Raw genomic sequence first — 23,385 nt, 5'->3', positions numbered from 1 at the left:
CCATGGACCAGAAGATCGACATCGACTGGACCGCGTGCCAGGGCCATGGCTTGTGCGCCGAGCTGCTCCCGGACCACATCACCCTGGACGAATGGGGCTACCCCTTGGTGGACGGAGCGCCCATACCGCCCCGCACGACGAAACGCGCCCGCCGCGCGGCTTCCGACTGTCCCGTCCTAGCTCTAAAACTCACGGCCAGGGCAACTCCCTGAGGGGCGCGGGGAACTGCGCGACCAGCCACAACGAACCCGCAGCCCGAATGCGACGGACCCCCCCCGGAGCTCAACCGCCCCAAAGATCCATAGCCACCCGCCCCTCAAGCCGCCCCCGCTCATCCAACAAACACCCACCCGACTTCACCGGCCGCAACGTCACCGCCCGATCCACGATCTCCATCCGAGACGACTTGGCCACCATCTCGCTCTCCAACCCCACCGCATCCCCCACAGACCGCAACCACACCCCGACCAACAAATTCGCCGCCCCACTGACCGCCGCACACATCCGTACCTCAGGAAACCGCCCGAGCGTCCGAGCCGCCCGCTCCAACTGATCCGGCGGCACCCGCAACCACAACAACATCGTCACCGGCGCGGGCGAAAGAGACCGAGCGACCTCACACCGCAACCGAATCACCCCACCCGCGAGCGCCGCCCCCAAACGCCGCCGGACGGTACTCGCGCCGACCCCCAGCCGCGAAGCCAACTCCGCATACGAGGCACGCGCGTTCTCCCCCAGCGCAAGCAACAGATCCCGATCCAACTCCCCGAACCGAGGTGACATCCCCGGTGACGGCGACGGCTCCGCAGCCGTCGACAACCCCCGCTGCTCACGCGAGATCGCCCGCACCTGCCACCGACTCCCCTCCGCGTACATCCGCGGCGCCACCAACGTCCGCGTCCCCACCACCCCCCGCAGCCCCGAGACCCGCTCGACGACATACCGAGACACCCCCTCCAGGCTCGCCGCCACCAGATGCAGCACCAGATCGCAGGGCCCCGCCACATAATCGACGGCAGTCAGCTGCGCGTCACCGGCCACCGTCCGCGCCACCCGCATCGCCTCACCCGGCGCGCAGTCCACCTGCACGAACGCGAACGCCAACTGTTCACCGACCGCCGCGCCGGGATAGGCGGTCAGCCACGCCTCCCGCCGCTCGACCAACCGCTCCCAGTGCCGCGCCACCGTCACCGGCCCGACCCCGAGTGCTCTGCCGATCAGTGACCAGGGAGCACGCGGCCGGAGCTGCAACGCGTTGACCAGAGCGAGATCGGATTCGGACAGCATGGTGAATCCCTCGGATTGACGGCCGTTGTACGGCGGATCTCTCCAAAGATCCCTGCGCTGATGCACCGCCCTCTCATCAATGCCGACCAGAACCACGGTCCGTACGGCGCCCGACGCACGAGAACCCGTCCGGCTGGGCAGCGTCCTGGAGTCGCGGGAGTGACCTACGAGGGGATCGGGATGACGCTGAGAGACGACGCACATGAGCTTCAGGGCGAACTGGCCTTCCTGCGAAGGGCGTTGCACCAGGAACCGGAGATCGGCCTGCACCTGCCGCGTACCCAGGAGAAGGTGCTGGCCGCCCTGGACGGACTGCCGCTGGAGATCAGCACGGGCGCGTCACTGTCCTCCGTGACGGCGGTCCTGCGCGGCGGCGGAACCGGGCCCGGCGGCCCCGTCGTACTGCTGCGCGGAGACATGGACGGGCTGCCGGTCACCGAGCGCACCGGCGCGGAGTTCACCTCCCGGATCGACGGCGCCATGCACGCCTGCGGCCACGACCTGCACACCGCCGGACTCGTCGGCGCCGCCCGGCTGCTCGCCGACCGGCGCGAACTCCTCGCCGGGGACGTGGTGTTCATGTTCCAGCCGGGGGAGGAGGGCTGGGACGGCGCCGGGCACATGGTCGAGGAGGGAGTCCTGGCGGCGGCGGGCCGCCCGGTCGACGCGGCCTACGGGCTGCACGTCAGCTCGTCGTCGTACCCCACCGGCGTCTTCGCCTCCCGCCCCGGCACCCTGATGGCGGCCTCGGCGGGCCTGCACGTACGGGTCGTAGGAGCCGGCGGGCACGGGTCGCGGCCGCACGCCGCGCTGGACCCGGTGCCGGCGGCCTGCGAGATGGTCACCGCCCTGCAGACGATGGTGACCCGGCGCTTCGACGTCTTCGACCCGGTCGTGGTCACCGTCGGCACCTTCCACGCGGGCACCCGGCGCAACATCATCCCGGACGACGCCGTCTTCGAGGCGACCGTGCGCACCTTCACCCCGGCCGCCGCCGAACGCGTCGCCGAGGTCGCCGTCCGCCTCTGCGAGGACATCGCGACGGCCCACGGCCTCACCGCCGAGGTCGACTTCGTGCCCGAGTACCCGGTCACGGTCAACCACGTCGCCGAGTACGACTTCCTCGCCGACACCGTCCGCGAGGCCTTCGACGAGGAGCGCTTCGCACCGCTGGCCGACCCGATCACCGGCTCGGAGGACTTCTCCCGGGTCCTGGACCGGGTGCCGGGCGCCTTCGTCTTCCTCGGCGCCGACACCACCGGCGACCCGGAGACCGCACCCGCCAACCACTCCCCGCTCGCCGCCTTCGACGACAGCGTCGTCTCCGACGGCTCCGCCCTGCTCGCCGAACTCGCCGTCCGCCGACTGGACCGGCTCAACTCCCCTGCCAAGGAGGCGTAGTACGCCGCTACCACCTGATCCCCGCCAGGCCCGCGCTCGCGGCACAGCCCAACTCGCCCCCGCCCCCGGCTTCCTGACCCGCCGCCCGGTGGGCAAGGTCCCCGTCCTGGCGGGCCTGTTCGTGGGCGAACCGACCGTCATCTGGCCGACGTTGTGGAACACGGACCTGGCGGGCAACGTCAACGTGGGACTGATCGGCCTGGCCGCGAACCTGATCGTCCTGACCCTCGCGGCCCCCGCCACAGCCAGTTCACCCCGGCGGAACTCGACATTCTGGTGGCCGAGGCACGCGCACCCAGCCCTCACGCACCCGTGGACAAAACGCGACCTACAGCCACCCGGCAAATTCCAGCAACAACTCGGCATCCCGAGGCCGCCCCACGCGCAGTGCCCGCACTCCGGACTCCACCGCCCGGAACAACGTCCACCCCCGCAACCGCTCCTGATCCACATCCAAGGACTCGGCAAGTCGCTTGACCCTCCGCCGAGTTGTGGAAGCCCCCGAGGGTGTGGCGATCAGATCCTCAACCCGATCCCGCACCAACCGAGCCAGATCAAACGCACACTCACCCACGACCGGATCCGGCCCCACGGCAAGCCACGGCACCCGCTCAGCCGCAAGCACCTTGCTCTGCCGAAACGTCCCATGCAGCAACCGAACCTCAGGCGGCGCAGCCAACAACGCCTCCCGGGCCTCCAACGCCGCCGAGACCAACGAGGCAACCTCATCCCCACCGCTGTCCCGCATGACCCGAGCCTGCCGCCCCGTCCGCTCGGCCACAGTCTCAAACGCGTGATCCCCGGGCGGCTCCACCCACAACCGCCGCAAGGTCCCCGCCGCCTCCAGCAACGCCTTCGCCTCGGGCAACGACCGCACCGACACATCAGGATGCAACCGCTCCAGCACCAGCACACCCTCGGCGGCGAACGGCTCGACGAGCTGCACGGCACCCAGTCCGCCCCACCTGGCAAGCGCGGCCCGCTCGCTCTCCGGGCGGGCCCGACGCGGGGCCAGTTTCAACACGGCCGGAGTCCCATCAGCCCGCCGCACCAGCAGGACCACACTGCTGCGCCCACCGGGAACCTGCACCCGCTCCACAGTCAACTCGCGTAGATCAACGGCCTGTTGAGCCACCTCGGGCAGCTTCTCCAACCAGTCGTCACCGCTCGGTGCCGTCTCCCCGAGCGCCCTCACCAGACGCCGCGGCGGTTCGAAAGCCATGCGCGAGTTGTTCCCTTCCTACGGTCCTGCGGTCTTGCGTCCCGGTGCGGATCACGCCGTGGGTGTCGCCGAGGCCGTGGGGGTCGCGGCCCGCTCGGCGAGACCAGGGAAGGGTACGCTCCCGCCGCGCCACCGCACCGCGCGGACCGCCGCTTCCCGCAGCGCCTCCGTGGCCGTACCGCGCACCCCGTCCGTCGAGGCCCGCACGAGGTCGGAGTAGACCCCGGCCACCCGGTCCTCCAGCTCCGCGGCGAGTTCCACGGCCGCCGCCGAGTCCGGTACCGGGAAGGGCAGCGCGTACGCGGCGGACGCGGCCACGGGCTTGCCGCCCAGGTCCCGCACCTCGCGGACCAGCGCGTCGCGCCGGGCCCGGTGGGCGTCGTAGGCCGCCTTGGCCTCCTGGCGCCGGCCCTCGCGGATGCGGCCGCCGACGACGCCGTAGCCGTACACCGCCGCGTGCTCGGCGGCCAACGCGGCCTGCAGCGCGGTCAGTTCCGCGGCCTTCTCCTCGCTGCTCACTTGGCACCCTCCGTCAGCAGATACGCGTGCGCGGCTCCTGCGGCGGCCACCGAGGCCAGCAGCCGGGCCAGTTCTCCGGGCAGGTCGAGCAGCGCCTTGGCCCGCCGGTCGGCGAGGGCCCGCTCGGCGGTGGCCAGATCGGCCAGGGCATCGCCAGGGGTCGCCGCAACGGGGGCGGACGACGCGGAAGCCGATGCCGACGGCGAGGAAGAAGCCGTAGAGCCGCCGCTTCCGCCCCCGAAGGCCGCCGCGTGCCGTACGACCTCCGCGCGCAGCGGGTCCAGGCGGTCCGCCAGCGTCGGGTGCGCGGCGAGTGCCGCGTCGTAGCGCTGGAGGAGGGTCGCGCTGTCGGTGGCCGCACGCGCGCGTGCGTGTTCGGCGGCGGACTCGCTGCCACCCGTGGTCCCGGAGTCGTCCCCGTCGGTGGAACAGCCCACCAGGAGGGCGGCTCCGGCGGCCGAGGCGAGCAGGCTCCTTCTGCGCGGTCCCAGAAGGGTGCGCGAGGGCGGGGGGAACGGCACGGCAGATCGTCCTCGGGGGGCTCGTACGAACGAAAAGGCGGGCGAAAAGACGGGAAGGGCGGCACGCCCGTGATCACGGTACCCGCGCGTACGCCTGACGGCAGTCACCGGCACCGGTCCATCCGCAGGTGGACGGCAACACACCTCTGGACCGGATACCCTTTGTGCAGACACGCGCCCTACCCACAACAGCACACGCGGCCGAGGAGTCACCCGGATGAGCACGACCCAGAGCGAGAGGCTGCGAGAACTGCTGGAACCGCTCGTCGGCTCCCAGGGACTCGATCTCGAAGAGGTCGCGGTGGACTCGGTGGGACGCAAGCGGGTGCTGCGCGTGGTCGTCGATTCGGACACCGGCGCCGATCTGGACCAGATCGCCGATGTGAGCCGCGCGCTCTCGGCGAAGCTCGACGAGACCGACGCGATGGGCGCGGGCGAGTACACCCTGGAGGTCGGGACCCCCGGCGCCGAGCGCGAACTCACCGAACACCGTCACTACGTACGCGCCACCGACCGGCTGGTGAAGTTCCAGCTGACCGAGAGCGGTGAGCTGGTCGCCCGGATCATCACCGTGGACGACGACGGCATCGATGTGGAAGTGCCCGGCGTGAAGGGGCGCAAGCCCACCGCCAGGCGGCTCGCCTTCGCGGACGTCGTCAAGGCCCGCGTCCAGGTCGAGTTCAACCGCAAGAACAAGAACGACGACGTCGAAGACGTCACGGACACCACAGACAACGAAGAGAACGCAGAGGAGGCGTAGCCGTGGACATCGACATGAGTGCCCTGCGGGGCTTGGTGCGGGAGAAGGAGATCTCCTTCGACCTGCTGGTCGAGGCGATCGAGTCGGCGCTCCTCATCGCCTACCACCGCACCGAGGGAAGCCGCCGCCACGCGCGCGTGAAGCTCGACCGGGAGACCGGTCATGTGACCGTGTGGGCGAAGGAGGACCCCGAGGACCTGGAGGAGGGGCAGGAGGCGCGCGAGTTCGACGACACCCCGTCCGACTTCGGCCGGATCGCCGCCACCACCGCCAAGCAGGTCATCCTGCAGCGCCTGCGGGACGCGCAGGACGACGCGACGCTCGGCGAGTACGCGGGCCGCGAGGGCGACATCGTCACCGGAGTCGTCCAGCAGGGCCGCGACCCGAAGAACGTGCTCGTCGACATCGGCAAGCTGGAGGCCATCCTGCCGGTGCAGGAGCAGGTCCCCGGCGAGACGTACCCGCACGGCATGCGCCTTCGGTCGTACGTCGTCCGGGTGGCGAAGGGCGTGCGCGGTCCGTCCGTGACGCTGTCCCGTACGCATCCCAATCTGGTGAAGAAACTGTTCGCCATGGAGGTGCCGGAGATCGCCGACGGGTCGGTGGAGATCGCCGCCATCGCGCGCGAGGCCGGCCACCGTACGAAGATCGCCGTCCGCTCCACCCGCAGCGGCCTGAACGCCAAGGGCGCCTGCATCGGCCCCATGGGTGGCCGGGTGCGCGCGGTGATGGGCGAGCTGAGCGGCGAGAAGATCGACATCGTCGACTGGTCGGACGACCCGGCCGAGATGGTCGCCAACGCGCTCTCCCCGGCACGGGTCTCCAAGGTCGAGGTGGTGGACCTCGCGGCCCGCTCCGCGCGCGTGACGGTGCCGGACTACCAGCTGTCCCTGGCGATCGGCAAGGAAGGGCAGAATGCCCGGCTCGCGGCCCGGCTGACGGGGTGGCGCATCGACATCCGTCCGGACACCGAACAGCCGTCCGACCAGGCAGGGGAATAGATCTCGGCCGCGAGTGGCTTAGATCACGACAACAACCGTTCGATTCTTCCCCCGGAGGGGTGGGGTCGGTGCGGGGAGGTAGACTTAGCAGTGTCTGGCCGGACGCGAGCCCGCGCATGCCCTGAACGCACCTGTGTGGGGTGCCGGGAGCGAGCGGCCAAGAAGGAACTGCTGCGCATCGTGGCGGTCGAGGGCGAATGCGCTCCCGATCATCGCGGTACGCTGCCCGGCCGGGGCGCGTATCTGCACCCCGCCCTGGTCTGTCTCGACCTGGCGGTACGCCGCCGGGCGTTCCCACGGGCGCTGCGTGCCCAGGGAACGCTCGACACAAAGGCGTTGCGTCTCTACGTCGAGCAGGCGACACAGTAAGAGCGAGTCGTACGGAACCTCCGTGCGGCCCGGTATTCCGCGAGTTGGAAGTAGGTCGAGATTGCGATGAGCACTCGATGAGCACGCGATGAGTACGCCCATGAAGTAGCGACGGTCCGGACGCACCCGGACCTAAAAGGAGCGAAGTGGCTAAGGTCCGGGTATACGAACTCGCCAAGGAGTTCGGGGTGGAGAGCAAGGTCGTCATGGCCAAGCTCCAAGAACTCGGTGAATTCGTCCGTTCGGCGTCCTCGACGATCGAGGCGCCCGTTGTACGCAAGCTGACAGACGCCCTCCAGCAGGGCAACGGAGGCGGCAAGCCCGCCCCCGCACGCAAGGCTGCCCCCTCTCCGGCGCAGGGTGCCCGTCCGGGTCCTGCCGCCCCGCGCCCGCCGGCCCCGAAGCCGGCCGTCGCCGAGAGTGCCGCCGAGGCTCCCGCAGCCCCGGCCGCGCCCGCCGCACCGGCCTCCGCCGGTGGTCCTCGTCCGGGTCCGCGGCCCGCGCCGCGTCCGGCTCCGGCCTCGCCGGCGCCGACCACGCCCGAGTTCACCGCCCCTCCGGCGGCTCCGGCGGCACCCGCCGCCCCTGCCTCCAACGGCGGTTCCAGTTCTGCCCCGCGTCCGGGCGCCCCGCGTCCGGCGAGCCAGGCTCCCCGTCCGGGCGGTGCCCGTCCGGCCGGTCCCGGCCAGGGTGGTCAGGGTCGTGGCGACCGTCCCGAGCGCAGTGACCGCGGCGACCGTCCCGGCGCTCCGCGTCCGGGTGGCCAGGGCGGTCCGGGCGCGCGTCCCGGTGCTCGTCCGGCCGGTCCCCGTCCGGGCAACAACCCGTTCACCTCCGGTGGTTCCACCGGCATGGCGCGCCCCGGGGCTCCCCGTCCCGGTGCACCCCGACCGGCCGCAGGCCACGGCGGCTCGGACCGTCCCGGTGCTCCCGGTGGCGCTCCGCGTCCGCAGGGTGCCGGCCAGGGCGGTCCCCGTCCCCAGGGCGCCTCGGGCGGTGCCCGTCCGGGTGCTCCCGGCGGCGCGCGTCCGAGCCCGGGCGGCATGCCCCGCCCGCAGGGCGGCGCTCCGCGTCCCGGCGGTGGCCCCGGTGGCAACCGTCCGAACCCCGGCATGATGCCGCAGCGTCCCGCTGCGGGCAGCCCCCGTCCCGGTGGCGGCCCCGGTGGCCGCGGTCCCGGTGCCGGCGGCGGTCGTCCCGGTGGTCCCGGTGGCGGTGGCGGCGGTCGTCCCGGTGGCGGCGGCGGCTTCGCCGGTCGTCCGGGTGGCGGCGGTGGCGGTTTCGCCGGTCGTCCCGCGGGTCCCGGTGGCGGTGGCGGCGGTTTCGCCGGCCGTCCGGGTGCTCCCGCCGGTGGCGGCGGTGGCCGTCCCGGCTTCGGTGGCCGTCCCGGTGGTCCGGGTGGCCGCGGTGGCACACAGGGCGCCTTCGGTCGTCCCGGTGGTCCCGCGCGTCGCGGTCGCAAGTCGAAGCGGCAGAGGCGCCAGGAGTACGAGGCCATGCAGGCCCCGTCGGTCGGCGGTGTGATGCTGCCTCGTGGCAACGGACAGTCCGTCCGTCTGTCGCGCGGTGCGTCCCTCACCGACTTCGCCGAGAAGATCAACGCCAACCCGGCGTCGCTCGTCGGCGTGATGATGAACCTCGGCGAGATGGTCACTGCCACGCAGTCCGTCTCCGACGAGACGCTGAAGCTCCTCGCGGACGAGATGAACTTCGTCCTGGAGATCGTCAGCCCGGAGGAGGAGGACCGCGAGCTCCTGGAGTCCTTCGACATCGAGTTCGGCGAGGACGAGGGTGGCGAGGAGTTCCTCGTCGCGCGTCCGCCGGTCGTGACCGTCATGGGTCACGTCGACCACGGTAAGACCCGACTGCTGGACACCATCCGCAAGACGAACGTCATCGCGGGCGAGGCCGGCGGTATCACGCAGCACATCGGTGCGTACCAGGTCGCCACCGAGGTCAACGGCGAAGAGCGTCGCATCACCTTCATCGACACCCCGGGCCACGAGGCGTTCACCGCCATGCGTGCCCGCGGTGCCAAGTCGACCGACATCGCGATCCTCGTGGTGGCGGCCAACGACGGTGTGATGCCCCAGACGATCGAAGCGTTGAACCACGCCAAGGCGGCCGACGTGCCGATCGTGGTCGCGGTCAACAAGATCGACGTCGAAGGTGCCGACCCGACCAAGGTGCGCGGTCAGCTCACCGAGTTCGGTCTGGTGGCCGAGGAGTACGGCGGCGACACCATGTTCGTCGACATCTCCGCCAAGCAGGGCCTCAACATCGAGAGCCTGCTGGAGGCCGTGGTCCTCACCGCGGACGCCTCGCTCGACCTGCGGGCCAACCCGGAGCAGGACGCGCAGGGCATCGCGATCGAGTCCCACCTGGACAAGGGCCGCGGCGCCGTCGCGACCGTCCTGGTCCAGCGCGGCACCCTGCGGGTCGGCGACACCATGGTGGTCGGCGACGCCTACGGCCGTGTCCGCGCGATGCTCGACGACAAGGGCGACAACGTGGAAGAGGCGGGTCCCTCGACCCCGGTCCTCGTCCTCGGACTCACCAACGTCCCGGGCGCCGGCGACAACTTCCTCGTCGTCGACGAGGACCGCACGGCACGTCAGATCGCCGAGAAGCGGGCGGCGCGCGAGCGCAACGCCAACTTCGCCCGGCGTGGTGTCCGGTTCTCCCTGGAGAACCTGGACGAGGCCCTCAAGGCCGGTCTGGTGCAGGAACTCAACCTCATCATCAAGGGCGACGCGTCCGGTTCGGTGGAGGCTCTCGAGTCCTCGCTGCTCCAGCTCGACGTCGGCGAAGAGGTCGACATCCGCGTCCTGCACCGCGGCGTGGGTGCGGTCACCGAGTCGGACATCGACCTGGCGACCGGCTCCGACGCGATCGTCATCGGCTTCAACGTCCGCGCCGCGGGCCGCGCGGCGCAGATGGCGGAGCGCGAGGGCGTCGACGTCCGGTACTACTCGGTGATCTACCAGGCCATCGAGGAGATCGAGGCGGCCCTGAAGGGCATGCTCAAGCCGGAGTACGAGGAGGTCGAGCTCGGCACGGCGGAGATCCGCGAGGTCTTCAAGTCGTCCAAGCTGGGCAACATCGCCGGTGTCCTGGTCCGCTCCGGAGAGGTCAAGCGCAACACCAAGGCGCGCCTCGTCCGCGACGGCAAGGTCATCGCGGAGAGCCTCAACATCTCCGGTCTGCGTCGCTTCAAGGACGACGTCACCGAGATCCGCGAAGGGTTCGAGGGCGGTATCAACCTCGGCAACTTCAACGACATCAAGGTCGACGACGTCATCGCGACGTACGAGATGCGCGAGAAGCCTCGCGGCTGATCGACACAGCACGCGATCGGGGCCGGTCGGCGGAGAGAATTTCCGTCGATCGGCCCCGGCCGTTGCGTGTACGGTTCCTGTATCGGCGTCCGAGACCGGCGCCCATACCCCGAACCGGCGGGACATCCGGACACACATGTATGTGGGGACTCTGTCCTTCGACCTGCTCCTCGGCGACGTCCACTCGCTGAAGGAGAAACGCTCTCTCGTCCGTCCGATCGTGGCCGAACTCCAGCGCAAGTACGCGGTGAGTGCGGCCGAGACGGGCAGTCAGGACCTCCATCGCAGGGCCGAGATCGGGCTCGCGGTGGTCTCCGGGGACACGGGACACCTCACCGACGTACTGGACCGCTGCGAGCGACTCGTCGCCGCGCGGCCCGAGGTGGAACTGCTCTCCGTTCGACGCAGACTCCACGGCGACGAAGACTGAAGCCGGACGAAGACTGAAGCCGGACGAAGACCGAAGCAAGCGGCAAGACGTAGTTGCAGCAAGACGTAGTTACTAAGGAGACGGACCAGTGGCCGACAACGCGCGTGCCAAGAGGCTGGCGGACCTCATCCGAGAGGTGGTGGCCAAGAAGCTGCAGCGCGGGATCAAGGATCCGCGGCTCGGCACGCACGTCACCATCACGGACACCCGGGTGACGGGTGACCTGCGGGAGGCGACCGTCTTCTACACGGTGTACGGGGACGACGAGGCGCGGGCCGAGGCGGCTGCCGGACTGGAGAGCGCCAAGGGCGTGCTCCGTTCCGCGGTGGGCGCCGCGGCGGGCGTGAAGTTCACGCCGACCCTCACCTTCGTCGCGGACGCCCTCCCGGACACCGCCAAGACCATCGAGGACCTCCTCGACAAGGCACGGCAGTCCGACGAGAAGGTACGCGAGGTCTCGGCGGGCGCCGCGTACGCGGGTGACGCGGACCCGTACAAGAAGCCGGACGACGAGGACGACGACGAGGACGACACCGCCGAATGACCGAGAAAACCCCGACGCCCGACGGCCTTGTCATCGTGGACAAGCCGTCGGGCTTCACCTCGCACGACGTGGTCGCCAAGATGCGCGGCATCGCCCGCACCCGCCGCGTCGGGCACGCAGGCACCCTCGACCCCATGGCAACGGGCGTACTCGTCCTGGGAGTCGAGAAGGCGACCAAGCTCCTGGGGCATCTCGCCCTCACGGAGAAGGAGTACCTGGGCACGATCCGCCTGGGCCAGAGCACCCTGACCGACGACGCAGAGGGCGAGATCACGGGGTCGACAGACGCCTCGAAGGTCACCCGGGACGCCGTCGACGCCGGGATCGCCAAGCTCAGCGGTCAGATCATGCAGGTCCCGTCCAAGGTCAGCGCCATCAAGATCAAGGGCGTGCGCTCGTACAAACGGGCCCGCGACGGCGAGGACTTCGAGATCCCCGCCCGCCCCGTCACCATCTCCTCCTTCGCGGTCTACGACGTCCGGGACGCCGTCGCCGAGGACGGCACCCCCGTCCTGGACCTGGTGGTCTCGGTGGTCTGCTCGTCCGGCACGTACATCCGGGCCCTGGCCCGCGACCTGGGCGACGACCTCGGCGTGGGCGGTCACCTGACCGCTCTCCGCCGCACCCGCGTCGGCCCGTACAAGCTGGACACGGCGAGGACCCTGGACCAGCTCCAGGAGGAGCTGACCGTGATGCCGATCGCCGAGGCCGCGGAAGCCGCGTTCCCGCGCTGGTCCGTGGACTCCCGTCGGGCGAAGCTGCTCCTCAACGGCGTCCGCCTGGACATCCCCGAGGAGTACACGGGCGCCGGCGCGGTCGGCGTCTTCGATCCCGAGGGCCGCTTCCTGGCGCTCGTGGAGGAACAGAAGGGCAAGGCGAAGAGCCTCGCGGTCTTCGCCTGAGAGTCCCTCCGGGGGTAGGGCCGAAGACAGGCTCAGGGCGGGGGCGGGGCCTCAAGTCCCGCCCGTGGAGCGGCGGTCACGGGGTCTACGTTCCCGCCGCTCCACGGTCCCCCCTCGGTTCCCCCACCCCTAGGGTGTATCCAACCCTCCGCTTCTATTCACCCGTCCGGGCAGGCGCTCGGAGTGAACCGAGGGAGCGGAAGGGGGCGCGTTCACCACGCGATCTGTCCCGCTGATCACGCCACGCCTACCGTCGAACACAGGGCACGGGTACGGCGGGGAGGTTCGACCATGGCGGGACGTGGCCCGCGGACGGGCGGCGGCCGTCGGACGCGGGGAGACGCACGGGCGGAGCGGTCAACGCGGGGCGCCGCGTCCGCTGTCGGCGAGGTGATCGATGCCGCGCCGCCTGCTACTGACGGGGCCGGTGCTGCCTTCGCTGTCGGTGACGGGTCCTTGGTGCGCATCCGCGACCTCGCCGGGCGCCCGCGCGGCACCGGTTTCGTCGCCGACCACCACGGCACGGTGATCACCAGCCACGAGGCGGTCGACGGACTGCCCCGCCTCGTCCTGCACGCCGCCGGCGACCGCACCTGCCTCGTGACCGCCGACGCGGTGACCCCGCTGCCCGCCCTCGACCTCGCTCTCGTCCGCACCGAGGGCCTCGGCGTCGACCCGCTCCCCGTCACGGTCCGGGACCGCGTCGAGACCGGCACCTACGTCCGCGTGGCCGCCGACCGCTGGCGCGAGGCCCGCCTCCTGGGCGCGACCTCCGTGACGTATACGGCTACCGACCGCTTCCATCTCCTCGACGACGCCCTGGAGTTGGCGATCGGTACGGCGGGGCGGGATGCGCTGCGGCTGGGCGGGGGAGCGGCCGGGGGCCCGGTCCTCGACGCGGTGACCGGCGCGGTGATCGGTGTCCTCGGCACCGCGTTGCAGTCCGGCCAACGGGACACGGGGTTCGCGGTGCCGTTGCGCCAAGTGGACGGTGGGGAGGGCCCGTTGGGTGACCTCCTCGCACGGAACTCCGCGACCGTGCCCGCGTACGGCGCCGACCTCAATCTGGCGGGAGTCCTGGAACTCACGGCCACGTCGGTGGGCTCGGACGGCCCACCGGGGGCGCTCGCGGGGTTCGTCGGTCCCGGCCGTGACGGCGACGGTTCGTGTGTGGTGGAGCCCGTTGAACGACTGTCGCTGGTAAGGCAGTTCGCCGCGTTCGTCGAGAGTCCGGCCGTCGTGCTGGGCCTCGTCGGAGCGCCGGGCAGTGGCCGTACGACGGAACTCGCGGCGCTCGCCGCGCGGCGCAACGGGGGTGCGGAACCGGCTCCCACGCTGTGGTTGCGCGGGGCCGATCTGCGGGACGGGGATGCGTCGGTGGCGGATGCGGTACGTAGGACGGTGGAGCGGGCGGCACGGATCGTCGCCACGTCGGTCTCGCCTCCGGGGGACTCCGGTGACCTCGACGACCTCGGCGATGTCGGCCCCGAGCGGCTGGCGCGGGTTGCCCGGGACGCCGGGCGGCCCTTGCTGCTGCTGCTCGACGGGCCTGAGGAGATGCCGCCCGTGCTCGCGCATCGGCTGGGCGAGTGGACCCGGGGGACGGGTGAGTGGTTGCGGGAGAGCGGGGCGCGGTTGGTGGTGGGATGTCGGGCGGAGTACTGGGAAGGGGCGGGGTTTTCGGGGGAGTTGCGGTACGGGGGGTTTGATTCTGGGGTACCCGGGCTCAAGGGTGCAGGCCCGCACAACTCGGCCCGTCCGGCGTCTGAGGACGAGGCCGTTCAGGCCGATGGGGGGTCTGGGGGCGCAGTCCCCAGGGCGGTTCCGCCGGTATGCGTTCACCTTGGAGACCTCGGCCCGGACGAAGCCCGCCGAGCCCGCGCAGCCTACGGCGTTCCGGACGGTGTCCTTGCCGAAGCCGATGCCCGGCATCCCCTCGCCCTGCGACTCCTCTCCGAGGTGCTCGCCGCGCTGCCCGCCGCACCTGGCGCCCCGCTCGACCGGGACGACGTGTTCGCCGCCCACCTCGACCTCATGTGCCTGCGGATCGCGGTCCGGCTCGCCGCCGAGAACGGGCTGCGCGGCACCGCCGTACGACGGCTCGCCGCCAAGGTGTCCGGGCAGGTGCACGAAGCGGCGCGGCGGAGTCTCGGCCCGGGGCAGGGGGAGTTGGACCGGGAGTCGTTCGAGGCGGTGTTCCCGTGGGGTCCCGCACCGGCGCGGCTCGGCGGTGGCAGCGGGTGGGCGTCCGCCGTGCTCACCGAGGGGCTGCTCGTGCCGGCCGGGACCGGATACCGGTTCGCCCACGAGGAGTTGGCCGACTGGATCCAGGGCACGCACCTCGACCTCGACGAGGCCCTGCGGGCGCTGGTCCACCGGTCCAGAACCCCGCACACCGGGCATCCGCTCCCCGTACCGCACCACCGCATCGGCCCCGTCGTACAGGCCCTGCTGCTCCTCGCCCGGCAACACGGCACCCACCAACTGGCCCTACGGCTTGAGGAGTTGGCGGACGCCCTGAACGCCGACCCGGACTCCTGGTGGGCCGCACACCTGCTCGCCGAGGTGCTGCGAAGGGTGCCCGATGCCACGCCGTACACCGGGGCATTGCGGCTGCTGGCCGACCAGTTGGTGACGCGGAGGCAGCAACAGGCCGCCGGGCCAGGGGAATTCACGCCGGAGTTCTGGACCACGCTGCGCCTGCCGGAGGCCGAGCGGTTCGATCTGCTACGGCGGCTCGTGCTCACCGACGGGCCCCCGCAGGACGGCGTTCCGCCCCGATTCCTGGACACCGCCGCCGAGTTGCTCGCCGCCGACCCCGCCGTCGTACAGCCGCTGCTGACCCGGTGGTTCGACGACGAGCGGTCGTTGCCCGCGACGCCGGAGGCGACCGTGGCGACGGCCGCGCAGGCCCTGCTGCACACGCATCGGCGGCGGGCGCTGGACGATCTGACGGAGGTGCTCGTCGGCTGTGCGCACGGGCGGGCCGACGAACTCCTCGCCGTACTCGCCGAGGAGGAGCCGTCGGCCGTGTGCCGGGCGGTGGACCGGTGGGCGCACGACGAGCGGCCGGCGCGCAGGGTGGCGGCGGTGGCGTACGGACTGCGGGCCGCCCAGCACGTACGCACCGAGGCAGACCGTGAACTCCTGCGCCACGCGGCCGAGTTCCTCCTGGCCCGCCCCGCCGACTCCACCCTGCACGGCGGCGCGCTCGCCCTCCTCGTCCGCGATTCGCGCACCCGCACCCGCCATCTCCCGCAGGCGCTACGGCACTTCGCGTCCGGCGATCCCCAATTCCCGCCGAGCGCGCTGGCCGCCGCCCTGACCACGCACCCCGAACCGGTCCTGGAGGCCTTCCGCGCCCGCCTGCACGGACCGCACGCGAGCGAGGCCGTCCGTACGCTCGCCGACGTCACGACCCCGGCCCTCGCCCGCCGGGCCGCCGCCCTGGTGCGCGAGACCGCCGTACGGTGGCCGGAGACGGCCGCGTACCTCGGCGTCTACGTCGACCGCTGCCTCGACCACGGCCCCACCGCCGGCGTCCTGCTGTTCCCCCTGGTCACCGGCCTCCTGAGCGGTGGCCCGGCGTCGGTACGGATCGCCCTCGCGCCCGTGCTCGCCGCCCCCGGCACCCCGATCTCCCGACCCCTGCGCCGTGAACTCCTGGAGTTCCTGCTCACGCACGAGCACGACCCCGCCGTACTGGACGCCCTCCTGCACACGGCCGGCCGCCGTGACGACGACGAGATCCGCGACCTCGTCCACCGCACCGGCCGGCTGCTCGTCCGTACCCCCGCGGGCGCGACCCGTTTCGACCGCGGGCTCGTCGACCTGGGCCGCCACGTGCCCGGCTTCGCCGCCCTGATGGCCCGCTGGCTGGCCGACACCCCGGAGGACTGGGCGGCGGTGGTCGGACCCGGCACGCGGCGCATGATCGAGAACCTGGCCGGGGTGAGGGTTCCCGCATAGCGGCCTCGGCACGTGCGCCCGGTCACAGCCTCCAGGCCGATGCCGGACGGAGGTGCCTGGCATGGCACCCTTAGACCTGCGCATGAGGTCTTTGACTTTCTCGGGCTTTCTTCGACTGTCAAAGACAATCAGGTCTACATACGGACACGGGTTCGATGAGGAGCGGTCACAGTGCAGCGCTGGCGTGGCTTGGAGGACATCCCTGAGGACTGGGGGCGCAGTGTCGTCACCATCGGTTCTTATGACGGGGTCCACCGCGGACACCAGCTGATCATCCGGCATGCCGTGGAGCACGCCCGTGAGCTGGGCGTTCCCTCGGTCGTCGTCACCTTCGACCCGCACCCCAGCGAGGTCGTGCGCCCCGGCAGCCACCCCCCGCTGCTCGCCCCGCACCACCGCCGGGCCGAACTGATGGCCGAGCTGGGGGTGGACGCGGTGCTGATCCTGCCGTTCACCAAAGAGTTCTCGAAACTGTCCCCGGCCGACTTCGTGGTCAAGGTCCTGGTGGACAAACTGCACGCGAAAGCGGTCGTCGAGGGCCCCAACTTCCGCTTCGGCCACAAGGCCGCGGGCAATGTGGCCTTCCTGATCGAGCAGGGCAGGACATACGACTTCGAGGTAGAGGTGGTGGATCTTTACGTGAGCGGTGCGGCGGGCGGTGGTGAGCCCTTCTCCTCCACACTGACCAGGCGGCTGGTCGCCGAAGGCGACGTCGAGGGCGCCCGCGAGATTCTCGGCCGCCCGCACCGGGTGGAGGGCGTCGTCGTGCGCGGCGCCCAGCGCGGTCGCGAAATGGGCTTCCCGACAGCCAACGTCGAGACCTTGCCCCACACGGCGATCCCGGCGGACGGCGTCTACGCCGGTTACCTCCACGTTCAGGGCGAGGCCATGCCGGCCGCGATCTCGGTCGGCACGAACCCTCAGTTCGACGGCACCGAGCGCACGGTGGAGGCGTACGCGATCGACCGCGTCGGCCTCGACCTGTACGGCCTGCATGTCGCCGTCGACTTCCTCGCCTTCGTGCGCGGTCAGGCGAAGTTCGACTCGCTGGAGGGCCTGCTGGAGCAGATCGCGCAGGACGTGAAGCGCTGCCGGGAGCTGATCTCGGCGGACACGGACGCCGCCGGGTAGCTGATTTCGTTTCTACGACGCCGAAGGGCGGCCGGTACCCACGGGTACCGGCCGCCCTTCGTGTGCGCCTACTGCTGCGGGGGTGCGGGCGGAGGCGGCGGAGTCTGGTCGCCGTCCTGCTGAGGAGCCTGCGGGGGCTGGCCGTAGCCCGAGTGCTGCGGGTACGGCGGCGGGGGCTGCTGACCCGGGTGCTGGGGATACGGCGGGGCCGGCTGCTGCGCCGGGGGCTGACCCTGCTGGGGGTAGGGCTGCTGGCCGTACAACTGCTGGCCGGGGTGCGGCGGTTGGGGCTGCGGTTGGTGTTGTTGCTGTTGCTGGGGGTAGGGACCGGGTTGGCCGGGAGCCTGCTGGCCCGGGTACGGCTGCTGGCCCGGATAACCCGGTTGTCCCTGCTGGCCGGGCTGTCCCGGGTAGCCCGGGTATCCCTGCTGGCCCGGCATCGGCGGGGCCAGTACGGGCGGGGGATTGCCGTCGTTCGTCCACAGGCCGTGCATCTGCTGGTGGCGGACGAAGTCCTCGGCGACCAGGGCCGCGAGGTTGAAGTACGACTCCCGCACCTTCGGCCGCATCATGTCGAGGTCGACCTCGGCGCCGGCGGCGAGATGCTCGTCGAACGGCACGACCACGACACCCCGGCAGCGCGTCTCGAAGTGGCTGACGATGTCCTCCACCTTGATCGTCTTGCCGGTCTCGCGGACACCGGAGATGACGGTGAGTGAGCGTGAGACGAGGTCGGCGTACCCGTGCGCCGACAGCCAGTCCAGCGTCGTACTCGCACTGCTCGCACCGTCCACGGACGGCGTCGAGATGATGATGAGCTGGTCGGCGAGGTCCAGCACACCGCGCATCGCGCTGTAGAGCAGACCGGTACCGGAGTCGGTCAGGATGACCGGGTACTGCTTGCCCAGCACGTCGATCGCGCGCCGGTAGTCCTCGTCGTTGAAGGTGGTCGACACGGCCGGGTCGACGTCGTTGGCGATGATCTCCAGACCGGACGAGGCCTGGGACGTGAACCGCCGGATGTCCATATAGGAGTTGAGGTACGGGATCGCCTGGACCAGGTCGCGGATGGTCGCGCCGGTCTCGCGGCGCACACGGCGGCCGAGGGTGCCGGCGTCCGGGTTGGCGTCGATCGCGAGGATCTTGTCCTGGCGCTCGGTGGCCAGCGTGGAGCCGAGCGCGGTGGTCGTCGTGGTCTTGCCGACACCGCCCTTGAGGCTGATCACCGCGATCCGGTAGCACGACAGCACCGGCGTACGGATCAGCTCCAACTTCCGCTGCCGCTCGGCCTCTTCCTTCTTCCCGCCGAGCTTGAACCGCGAGGGCGCGGCACCGGGCCGACCGCTCTTGGCCTTCTGCTTCTTGTTGCTGAGCAGCCGGTCCGACGACAGCTCCACGGCAGCGGTGTAACCGAGCGGCGCGGCACCGGGATTGGTCGGCTGCCGCTGATCGTGCCGCATGGGCTGGGGCCAGGCGGTGCCGGTGCGGGGGTCCACCGGGGGTTGAGCCTGGGGGTGGGGTTGTGCCTGTGGCTGGGGCTGCGCCTGCGGCTGCGGTGCGTGCGGGGGCTGCGGTCCGTCGGGCTGGGCCTGCTGCTGCGCGGGAGCCGGGGGTGCAGGGGGGAAGCCGTAGCCGCTCTGGGGGTTGGGCGGGCCCGCCTGTGTGGGTGCCGGTGGGAAGCCGTAACTGGCTTGTTGGTCCGGGGTGTTGGGGGTGCTGGGGGCGGGTGGGGTCTGCTGGTCGGGTACCGGAGGGAAGCCGTAACTGCTCTGCTGGTCGGGCGCGTTGGGGCTGGGCGGGCCCTGCTGTGCCGGTCCCTGCGGGAAGCCGTAACTGCCCTGTTGGTGCGGGGGTGCCGGGGTGGGTTGCGCTTGCTGTGCGGGCGGGAGGGGGAAGCCGTAGCCGCCGTCTTGGTGGTTCGGTGCGGCGGGGTTGGGCGGGCCCTGTTGTGCGGGTGCAGGGGGGAAGCCGTAACTGCCCTGCTGGTCCGGGGCGTTGGGGGTGTTGGGGGCGGGCTGGGTCGGTTGTGCTGGTGCTGGTGCCGGTGCCGGTGCCGGTGGGGGCGGGAAGCCGTAGCCGCTCTGCTCGTTCGGCGTGGGAGCCGGGGGTGTGGTGGGCGGGAAGCCGTAACCGGTGGGGCCGCCTTCGGGCGTGGGCGCCGGGCCCTGCGGGGTCGGTGCCGGCGGTGCGTCCCAGGCCGCCGGTGCCGGTTGCGGCGGGTGCGGCTGCGACGGAGGCTGCTGCTGAGGCGGCAACGGCGGCTGGGCCGGGGCCGCGACGGGCTGCTGCGGTACGGGCGGTTGGGGCGCGGCGTGGTCCATCGGCGGCTGCTGAGCCTGGGGGTGGGCCTGCGCGGGCCACTGGTCGGCCGGGGCCGGGGCGGCGGGCTGGTAGGACGGCGGCAGCGGAGGGACACCGCTCTGCGGGGCCGGCGGGGGAGCCCAGGCGGGAGGGGCTTCCTGTACGTCGGCCTGTACGTCGGCGGTGACACCCGTCGTACCCGTGGTCGGGTCGGTGGGCCGGGGGGAGTCGGCCTCGGCTGTGGGCGGGGTTGATGGCGGTGCTGGTCTGGCGTCGGCGTTGCTCGGCTCGTGCTCCGGGGCGCCGGTCATGTCACCGGTCGCGTCATCCGCTGGGGCGTCGGCCGGGTCGGTGTCGGGGTCCGTTTTGGGGGCGGGGTCCGTGCCGGGGGTTGCCGTGGGCGCGGAGGTGTCTTCGGTGCGCCGGCCTTCGGCGGAGTTCGCGGATTCCGCGGAGTGTGTGGAGTCCCCGGTGTCCGTCTCGGCGACCGCGCCGTCCTCGTCCTGCGTGCTCAACTCGGCGGCGTCGGTGCCTTCGGCGTCACCGTTCGCCGGGACCTCGCCTTCGAACTCCGGCTCCCCGAAGCCCGATGCGGAGTCGCCGGTGCCGGCACTCGAACCCTCGGTACCTTCCGTACCTTCTGTACCTTCGACGGAACCCTCGTCACCCACGGAAACCTCGGCGGGAGCGGGAGCGGGAGCGGGAGCGGGAGCGGGAGCGGTAGCCGGAGCGACCGGGGTCTCCGCGTCGGTCTGCTCAGGGCCAGCCTGCGCCGTAGCGGCATCCGCCCCCGCACCACCCCGCTCCACGATCTCCCGCTTCAACGCGGCGGACGAGATCCGCATCGTCGCCCCGCTCGCGAGGTCGCCGCTCTCGGGGTCCTCCTCGGCGGGGACCACAGGCGGCTGCGGCGCAGCCGGTTGAACCGCGGACGGCGGGACCGCAGCCTGCGGAACCGCGGGCGCGGGGGCCCACCCGGCCTGGAAGCCGGAGTTGTCCGGTGGCACGGGCATCGGGAACGCGGGGCCGACCGGAGGCGCCGGAGGTGGAGGCGGCATCGCCGTGCCGCTCGCCGGAGTCGGCGGTGGCGAGGTCTGTGCGGACGCGCCCGACGCGCCGGACGAGTTCTGCGTGTACCAGGCCGGCGGCGCGTAGTCGATCGTGAACTCGCCCGTCATCTCGATGGCGGACTCGTCGTCGGGCTGGTCATCGCCGGGCGTGGCCCAGCCCCCGCGGATCCCGTCCCGATCGCTGCTCACAATTCCTCCTGGTGTGGTCGAGCACCCTCATGTCGTGCCGGGGCGACCGCTCGTGTCGTACGGGCCGGTCCGTCGAAAGGGTCGGGAACGGTCGTTCGGCGGCCCGAACCGATCGGATCCGCCCGGCCCGTCCCCCGAAGTGCTGTCGGCCCGGCCGCGGGCCCTGACGCGGCGCCCAGTCCCAGCCTAATCACCACATGCAACCTCACGGCAGGCCCGTCCACCCCTCCGCCTCCGTCCAACGCGGCACACGACGCCCTGAACCGGCACACGTGCCCACCAACTCCTCGCGCAAAACGGGTGGTAGTGGCGCGCATCCCCTACGAGAGAAGGGATGAAAGTTCGCAAATCGTTCAATGTCGGTCAGTGGCCCGCCAGTTCAGTCCATCCGGCGTGGTGTACCCAACAATCCGATCTCGGCGTCCGTGGGCTGTGTCATCACATACTGTCGGTCGCGGTCGCCGCACCAGAGCGTGACGCCGTCGGGGAGCGTGGGCAGGGAGTCGACGTCGGCCCGGGGGAGTGCCATGGCGCGGCCCAGCTCCGCCGCCTCGTCCGGCGAGATCCGCTGCACACCGACGAGCCGCGCCTGCCGTATGAGCCGAGGGGCGACCGGACTGAGATACGGCAGCAGGGTCAGCACCGACTGCCAGGGCCCGGACACGACCCGTCCGCGCGGCGGACGCATGCCGCAGTCCCGCACCACGAGCACGGGTGTGCCCGCCGAGGCGCCCTGTGGCTGGACGCGGCCCACGTCGTACACCGCCAGGCCGTTCTGTCCGCCGCCCATGGCGTGGACCATCTGCATCCAGGCCTGCGGGCGGCCGGTCTCCACGGCGACGCGCGCCCCGGTCGCCGCCGCTCTGAGGGCGATGACCTGTGCGGTCCACAGACCGCCGATGAGGACGACGTCGTACGGAGTGGGCCGGTTGAGCCCCAGCACCGCGGGCTGTCCCTCCGCGTCGACGCCGATCACGACACCGTCGTCCCCGATGGGCAGCGCGAGCGCGTCCACCTGCTCGGGGGAGAGCACATGCCGTCCGTGCCGCGGGCCGATCAGGCCGAAGCCGCTGCGCAGTGTCGTCATCGCGGTCATCGGGCACCTCCGAGGGGCAGCGTGGCGAGCACACCCGGGAGCTGCTCGCGGTCGAGGCGGGCCAGTGCCAGGCCCGTGTGCCGTGCCGCGCCCTCCAACGCGCGCCGCGCCGCGACCAGTTCGTCGTCACTGCGGCCCGTCACCCGCAGGTGCCCGCACATCGACACCTCCTGGCGCTCCCCGCGCGCGAGCGTGAGGCTGAACGTCGTGGCGAGCGCCGGTGTGGCCGTGAGCAGGGCGATCAGCTGCGGCAACGACGGTCCGCGACCGCCCAGTTGGGGCCAGCGGCGGATCCAGTACGTCGTGTGTCTGCGGTTGTCGCAGCGCCAGCTCCGGCTGGACTCCTCGGTCCGGCGTTCCCGCGTTTCGGTCCGTCCGGCCTCCGCCGTCACCAGGGGGTTCGCGCAGGCGGAGGTGGCGAGGGCCGCGGTCAGCTCCTCCTCGTTCAGGATCGTCGCGCGGAAACCGGCACCGGTGAGGCGGCTCGACAGATGGTCGGCGACGCGTACGACGCACTTCTGGGTTCCGGTGAGCCCTCCGCCCCGGGCGGCCACGGCCTCCAGGCACTGCTCGGGGTCGAGCTTCAGCGCGATCCAGGTGATGCGCACCGCCGGGGCGCCGGTCTGCTCCTGCAGCGGCGCGTAGTTGGTGACGGCCACCGAGTGCTGGGGCAGGTGCAGCGCGGGCGCGGGCTGGGTGTGCAGCACGAGCTGCGCCGACTCCAGCCGGATGCCGTCCACTTCGAGCGCGTCCCGGACCAGCGAGAGCGGCAGCGGATGCCGGCTCCGGTCGGCCCGCAGCGCGGTGACATCGGCCTCGACCTGCACGACGGCGGTCACGAAGGTGCCGTCCCCGATCAGCCCGATCGGACGCCGGTCCCGGCCGCCGTACGTATATGTCCGCAGGGTCTGGTCGCACTCCACGGCCGGTGCGAGACCGGGTTCGGTGCCCGGCGGTGTCTCCGTGGTCGCGGCGCTCTTCTGACGCGTCCTCAACGCCCGCGCGGTACCCAGCCATTCGGGCAGGGAGCGACCGCGCCGACGGACGAAGGCGAGCAGCACGAGCGCCACGGCGACGACGCCCGCGGGCACGAGCGCCATGGGGTCGATCGCCCAGCCGACGAGAAGGACGGCCGCCGCGATCTCCAGCAGGACGAGCCGTTGCAACCGGAATGCCCCGCCCTGTCCGCGCCGCGTCCTGAGATGAAGTCCGCCCGGCCCCTGGGGCGGTGTGCCCGCCGCGGACGGCGGCTGCGCCGAACCCGGCCCGGGCGTCCCGGAGCCCCTCGTCCGCGACCGGTCACGAGACCGCGTCCGCGTTCCGGAAGCCATCACT

The 23,385-nt window shown here is 71.8% G+C and carries 18 protein-coding genes; 11 read left to right on the top strand and 7 right to left on the bottom strand.

The window, feature by feature from the left end:
• Window positions 1-2: 2 nt before the first annotated feature.
• Window positions 3-212 carry a ferredoxin gene (locus OG226_RS15360; protein ID WP_329349238.1) on the top strand — a complete coding sequence of 70 codons (210 nt, stop codon included), beginning with the start codon at window positions 3-5 and terminating at the stop codon, window positions 210-212.
• A 70-nt stretch (window positions 213-282) separates the two neighbouring features.
• Here the strand turns inward: OG226_RS15360 and OG226_RS15355 are convergent, their stop codons facing one another.
• Window positions 283-1,383, bottom strand: a complete 1,101-nt coding sequence (locus OG226_RS15355; protein ID WP_329349237.1) for an Lrp/AsnC family transcriptional regulator — start codon at window positions 1,381-1,383, stop codon at window positions 283-285.
• 84 nt (window positions 1,384-1,467) lie between these two features.
• On the opposite strand from OG226_RS15355, the gene OG226_RS15350 reads away from it, so the two are divergent.
• On the top strand, window positions 1,468-2,688 hold the full coding sequence (locus tag OG226_RS15350) for a M20 metallopeptidase family protein (RefSeq protein ID WP_329349236.1): 1,221 nt from the start codon (window positions 1,468-1,470) through the stop codon (window positions 2,686-2,688).
• Window positions 2,689-3,016: 328 nt separating this feature from the next.
• On the opposite strand, the gene OG226_RS15345 is transcribed toward OG226_RS15350, so the two are convergent.
• The 3 genes from OG226_RS15345 to OG226_RS15335 are packed head-to-tail and all read right to left on the bottom strand — an operon-like array spanning window position 3,017 to window position 4,950.
• Window positions 3,017-3,910: an aminoglycoside phosphotransferase family protein gene (locus OG226_RS15345; RefSeq protein ID WP_329349235.1), complete on the bottom strand. Its 894-nt coding sequence runs from the start codon at window positions 3,908-3,910 to the stop codon at window positions 3,017-3,019.
• 51 nt (window positions 3,911-3,961) lie between these two features.
• On the bottom strand, window positions 3,962-4,429 hold the full coding sequence (locus tag OG226_RS15340) for a ferritin-like domain-containing protein (RefSeq protein ID WP_328678227.1): 468 nt from the start codon (window positions 4,427-4,429) through the stop codon (window positions 3,962-3,964).
• Entirely contained in the window at window positions 4,426-4,950 is a 525-nt protein-coding gene (locus OG226_RS15335; protein WP_328678225.1) for a hypothetical protein, read from the bottom strand. Before OG226_RS15335 ends, OG226_RS15340 begins: the two co-directional genes overlap by 4 nt.
• A gap of 217 nt (window positions 4,951-5,167) precedes the next feature.
• Between OG226_RS15335 and rimP the strand changes: the two genes are divergently transcribed.
• The 9 genes from rimP to OG226_RS15290 all read left to right on the top strand — a co-directional run bounded on the left by rimP (window position 5,168) and on the right by OG226_RS15290 (window position 17,394).
• Complete coding sequence (gene rimP / locus OG226_RS15330) at window positions 5,168-5,710, top strand: ribosome maturation factor RimP (RefSeq protein WP_329349234.1); 543 nt, start codon at window positions 5,168-5,170, stop codon at window positions 5,708-5,710.
• Window positions 5,711-5,712: 2 nt separating this feature from the next.
• Window positions 5,713-6,711: a transcription termination factor NusA gene (nusA, locus tag OG226_RS15325; protein ID WP_033284955.1), complete on the top strand. Its 999-nt coding sequence runs from the start codon at window positions 5,713-5,715 to the stop codon at window positions 6,709-6,711.
• 90 nt (window positions 6,712-6,801) lie between these two features.
• A complete protein-coding gene (locus tag OG226_RS15320) occupies window positions 6,802-7,080 on the top strand; it encodes a YlxR family protein (RefSeq protein WP_328678218.1) in 279 nt (92 codons plus the stop codon).
• A gap of 146 nt (window positions 7,081-7,226) precedes the next feature.
• Complete coding sequence (infB, locus tag OG226_RS15315; RefSeq protein WP_328678217.1) at window positions 7,227-10,418, top strand: translation initiation factor IF-2; 3,192 nt, start codon at window positions 7,227-7,229, stop codon at window positions 10,416-10,418.
• A 136-nt stretch (window positions 10,419-10,554) separates the two neighbouring features.
• On the top strand, window positions 10,555-10,848 hold the full coding sequence (locus OG226_RS15310; protein WP_328678215.1) for a DUF503 domain-containing protein: 294 nt from the start codon (window positions 10,555-10,557) through the stop codon (window positions 10,846-10,848).
• Window positions 10,849-10,936: 88 nt separating this feature from the next.
• The gene (gene rbfA / locus OG226_RS15305) at window positions 10,937-11,392 is read left to right on the top strand and encodes a 30S ribosome-binding factor RbfA (protein WP_019064766.1); all 456 of its coding nucleotides are present in this window, start codon (window positions 10,937-10,939) and stop codon (window positions 11,390-11,392) included.
• Complete coding sequence (gene truB / locus OG226_RS15300) at window positions 11,389-12,294, top strand: tRNA pseudouridine(55) synthase TruB (protein WP_329349233.1); 906 nt, start codon at window positions 11,389-11,391, stop codon at window positions 12,292-12,294. The genes rbfA and truB overlap by 4 nt, the downstream gene beginning before the upstream one ends.
• Before the next feature lie 291 nt (window positions 12,295-12,585).
• Window positions 12,586-16,263: a trypsin-like peptidase domain-containing protein gene (locus OG226_RS15295; RefSeq protein WP_443066888.1), complete on the top strand. Its 3,678-nt coding sequence runs from the start codon at window positions 12,586-12,588 to the stop codon at window positions 16,261-16,263.
• Window positions 16,264-16,434: 171 nt separating this feature from the next.
• Window positions 16,435-17,394: a bifunctional riboflavin kinase/FAD synthetase gene (locus OG226_RS15290; protein ID WP_329349231.1), complete on the top strand. Its 960-nt coding sequence runs from the start codon at window positions 16,435-16,437 to the stop codon at window positions 17,392-17,394.
• Between the two features lie 68 nt (window positions 17,395-17,462).
• Here the strand turns inward: OG226_RS15290 and OG226_RS15285 are convergent, their stop codons facing one another.
• From OG226_RS15285 to eccE, 3 genes are all read right to left on the bottom strand, one after another.
• Window positions 17,463-20,954: an SCO5717 family growth-regulating ATPase gene (locus OG226_RS15285; RefSeq protein WP_329349230.1), complete on the bottom strand. Its 3,492-nt coding sequence runs from the start codon at window positions 20,952-20,954 to the stop codon at window positions 17,463-17,465.
• Window positions 20,955-21,333: 379 nt separating this feature from the next.
• Window positions 21,334-22,050, bottom strand: a complete 717-nt coding sequence (locus OG226_RS15280) for a hypothetical protein (protein WP_328678203.1) — start codon at window positions 22,048-22,050, stop codon at window positions 21,334-21,336.
• Window positions 22,047-23,381, bottom strand: a complete 1,335-nt coding sequence (gene eccE / locus OG226_RS15275) for a type VII secretion protein EccE (protein ID WP_329349229.1) — start codon at window positions 23,379-23,381, stop codon at window positions 22,047-22,049. Before eccE ends, OG226_RS15280 begins: the two co-directional genes overlap by 4 nt.
• Between the last annotated feature and the right edge of the window lie 4 nt (window positions 23,382-23,385).

Origin of the sequence: Streptomyces sp. NBC_01261, assembly GCF_036226385.1 — a bacterium.
Classification (GTDB): domain Bacteria; phylum Actinomycetota; class Actinomycetes; order Streptomycetales; family Streptomycetaceae; genus Streptomyces.
The sequence above is the reverse complement of the archived record's forward strand: the minus strand, read 5'-3'. Positions and strand labels throughout refer to the sequence as shown.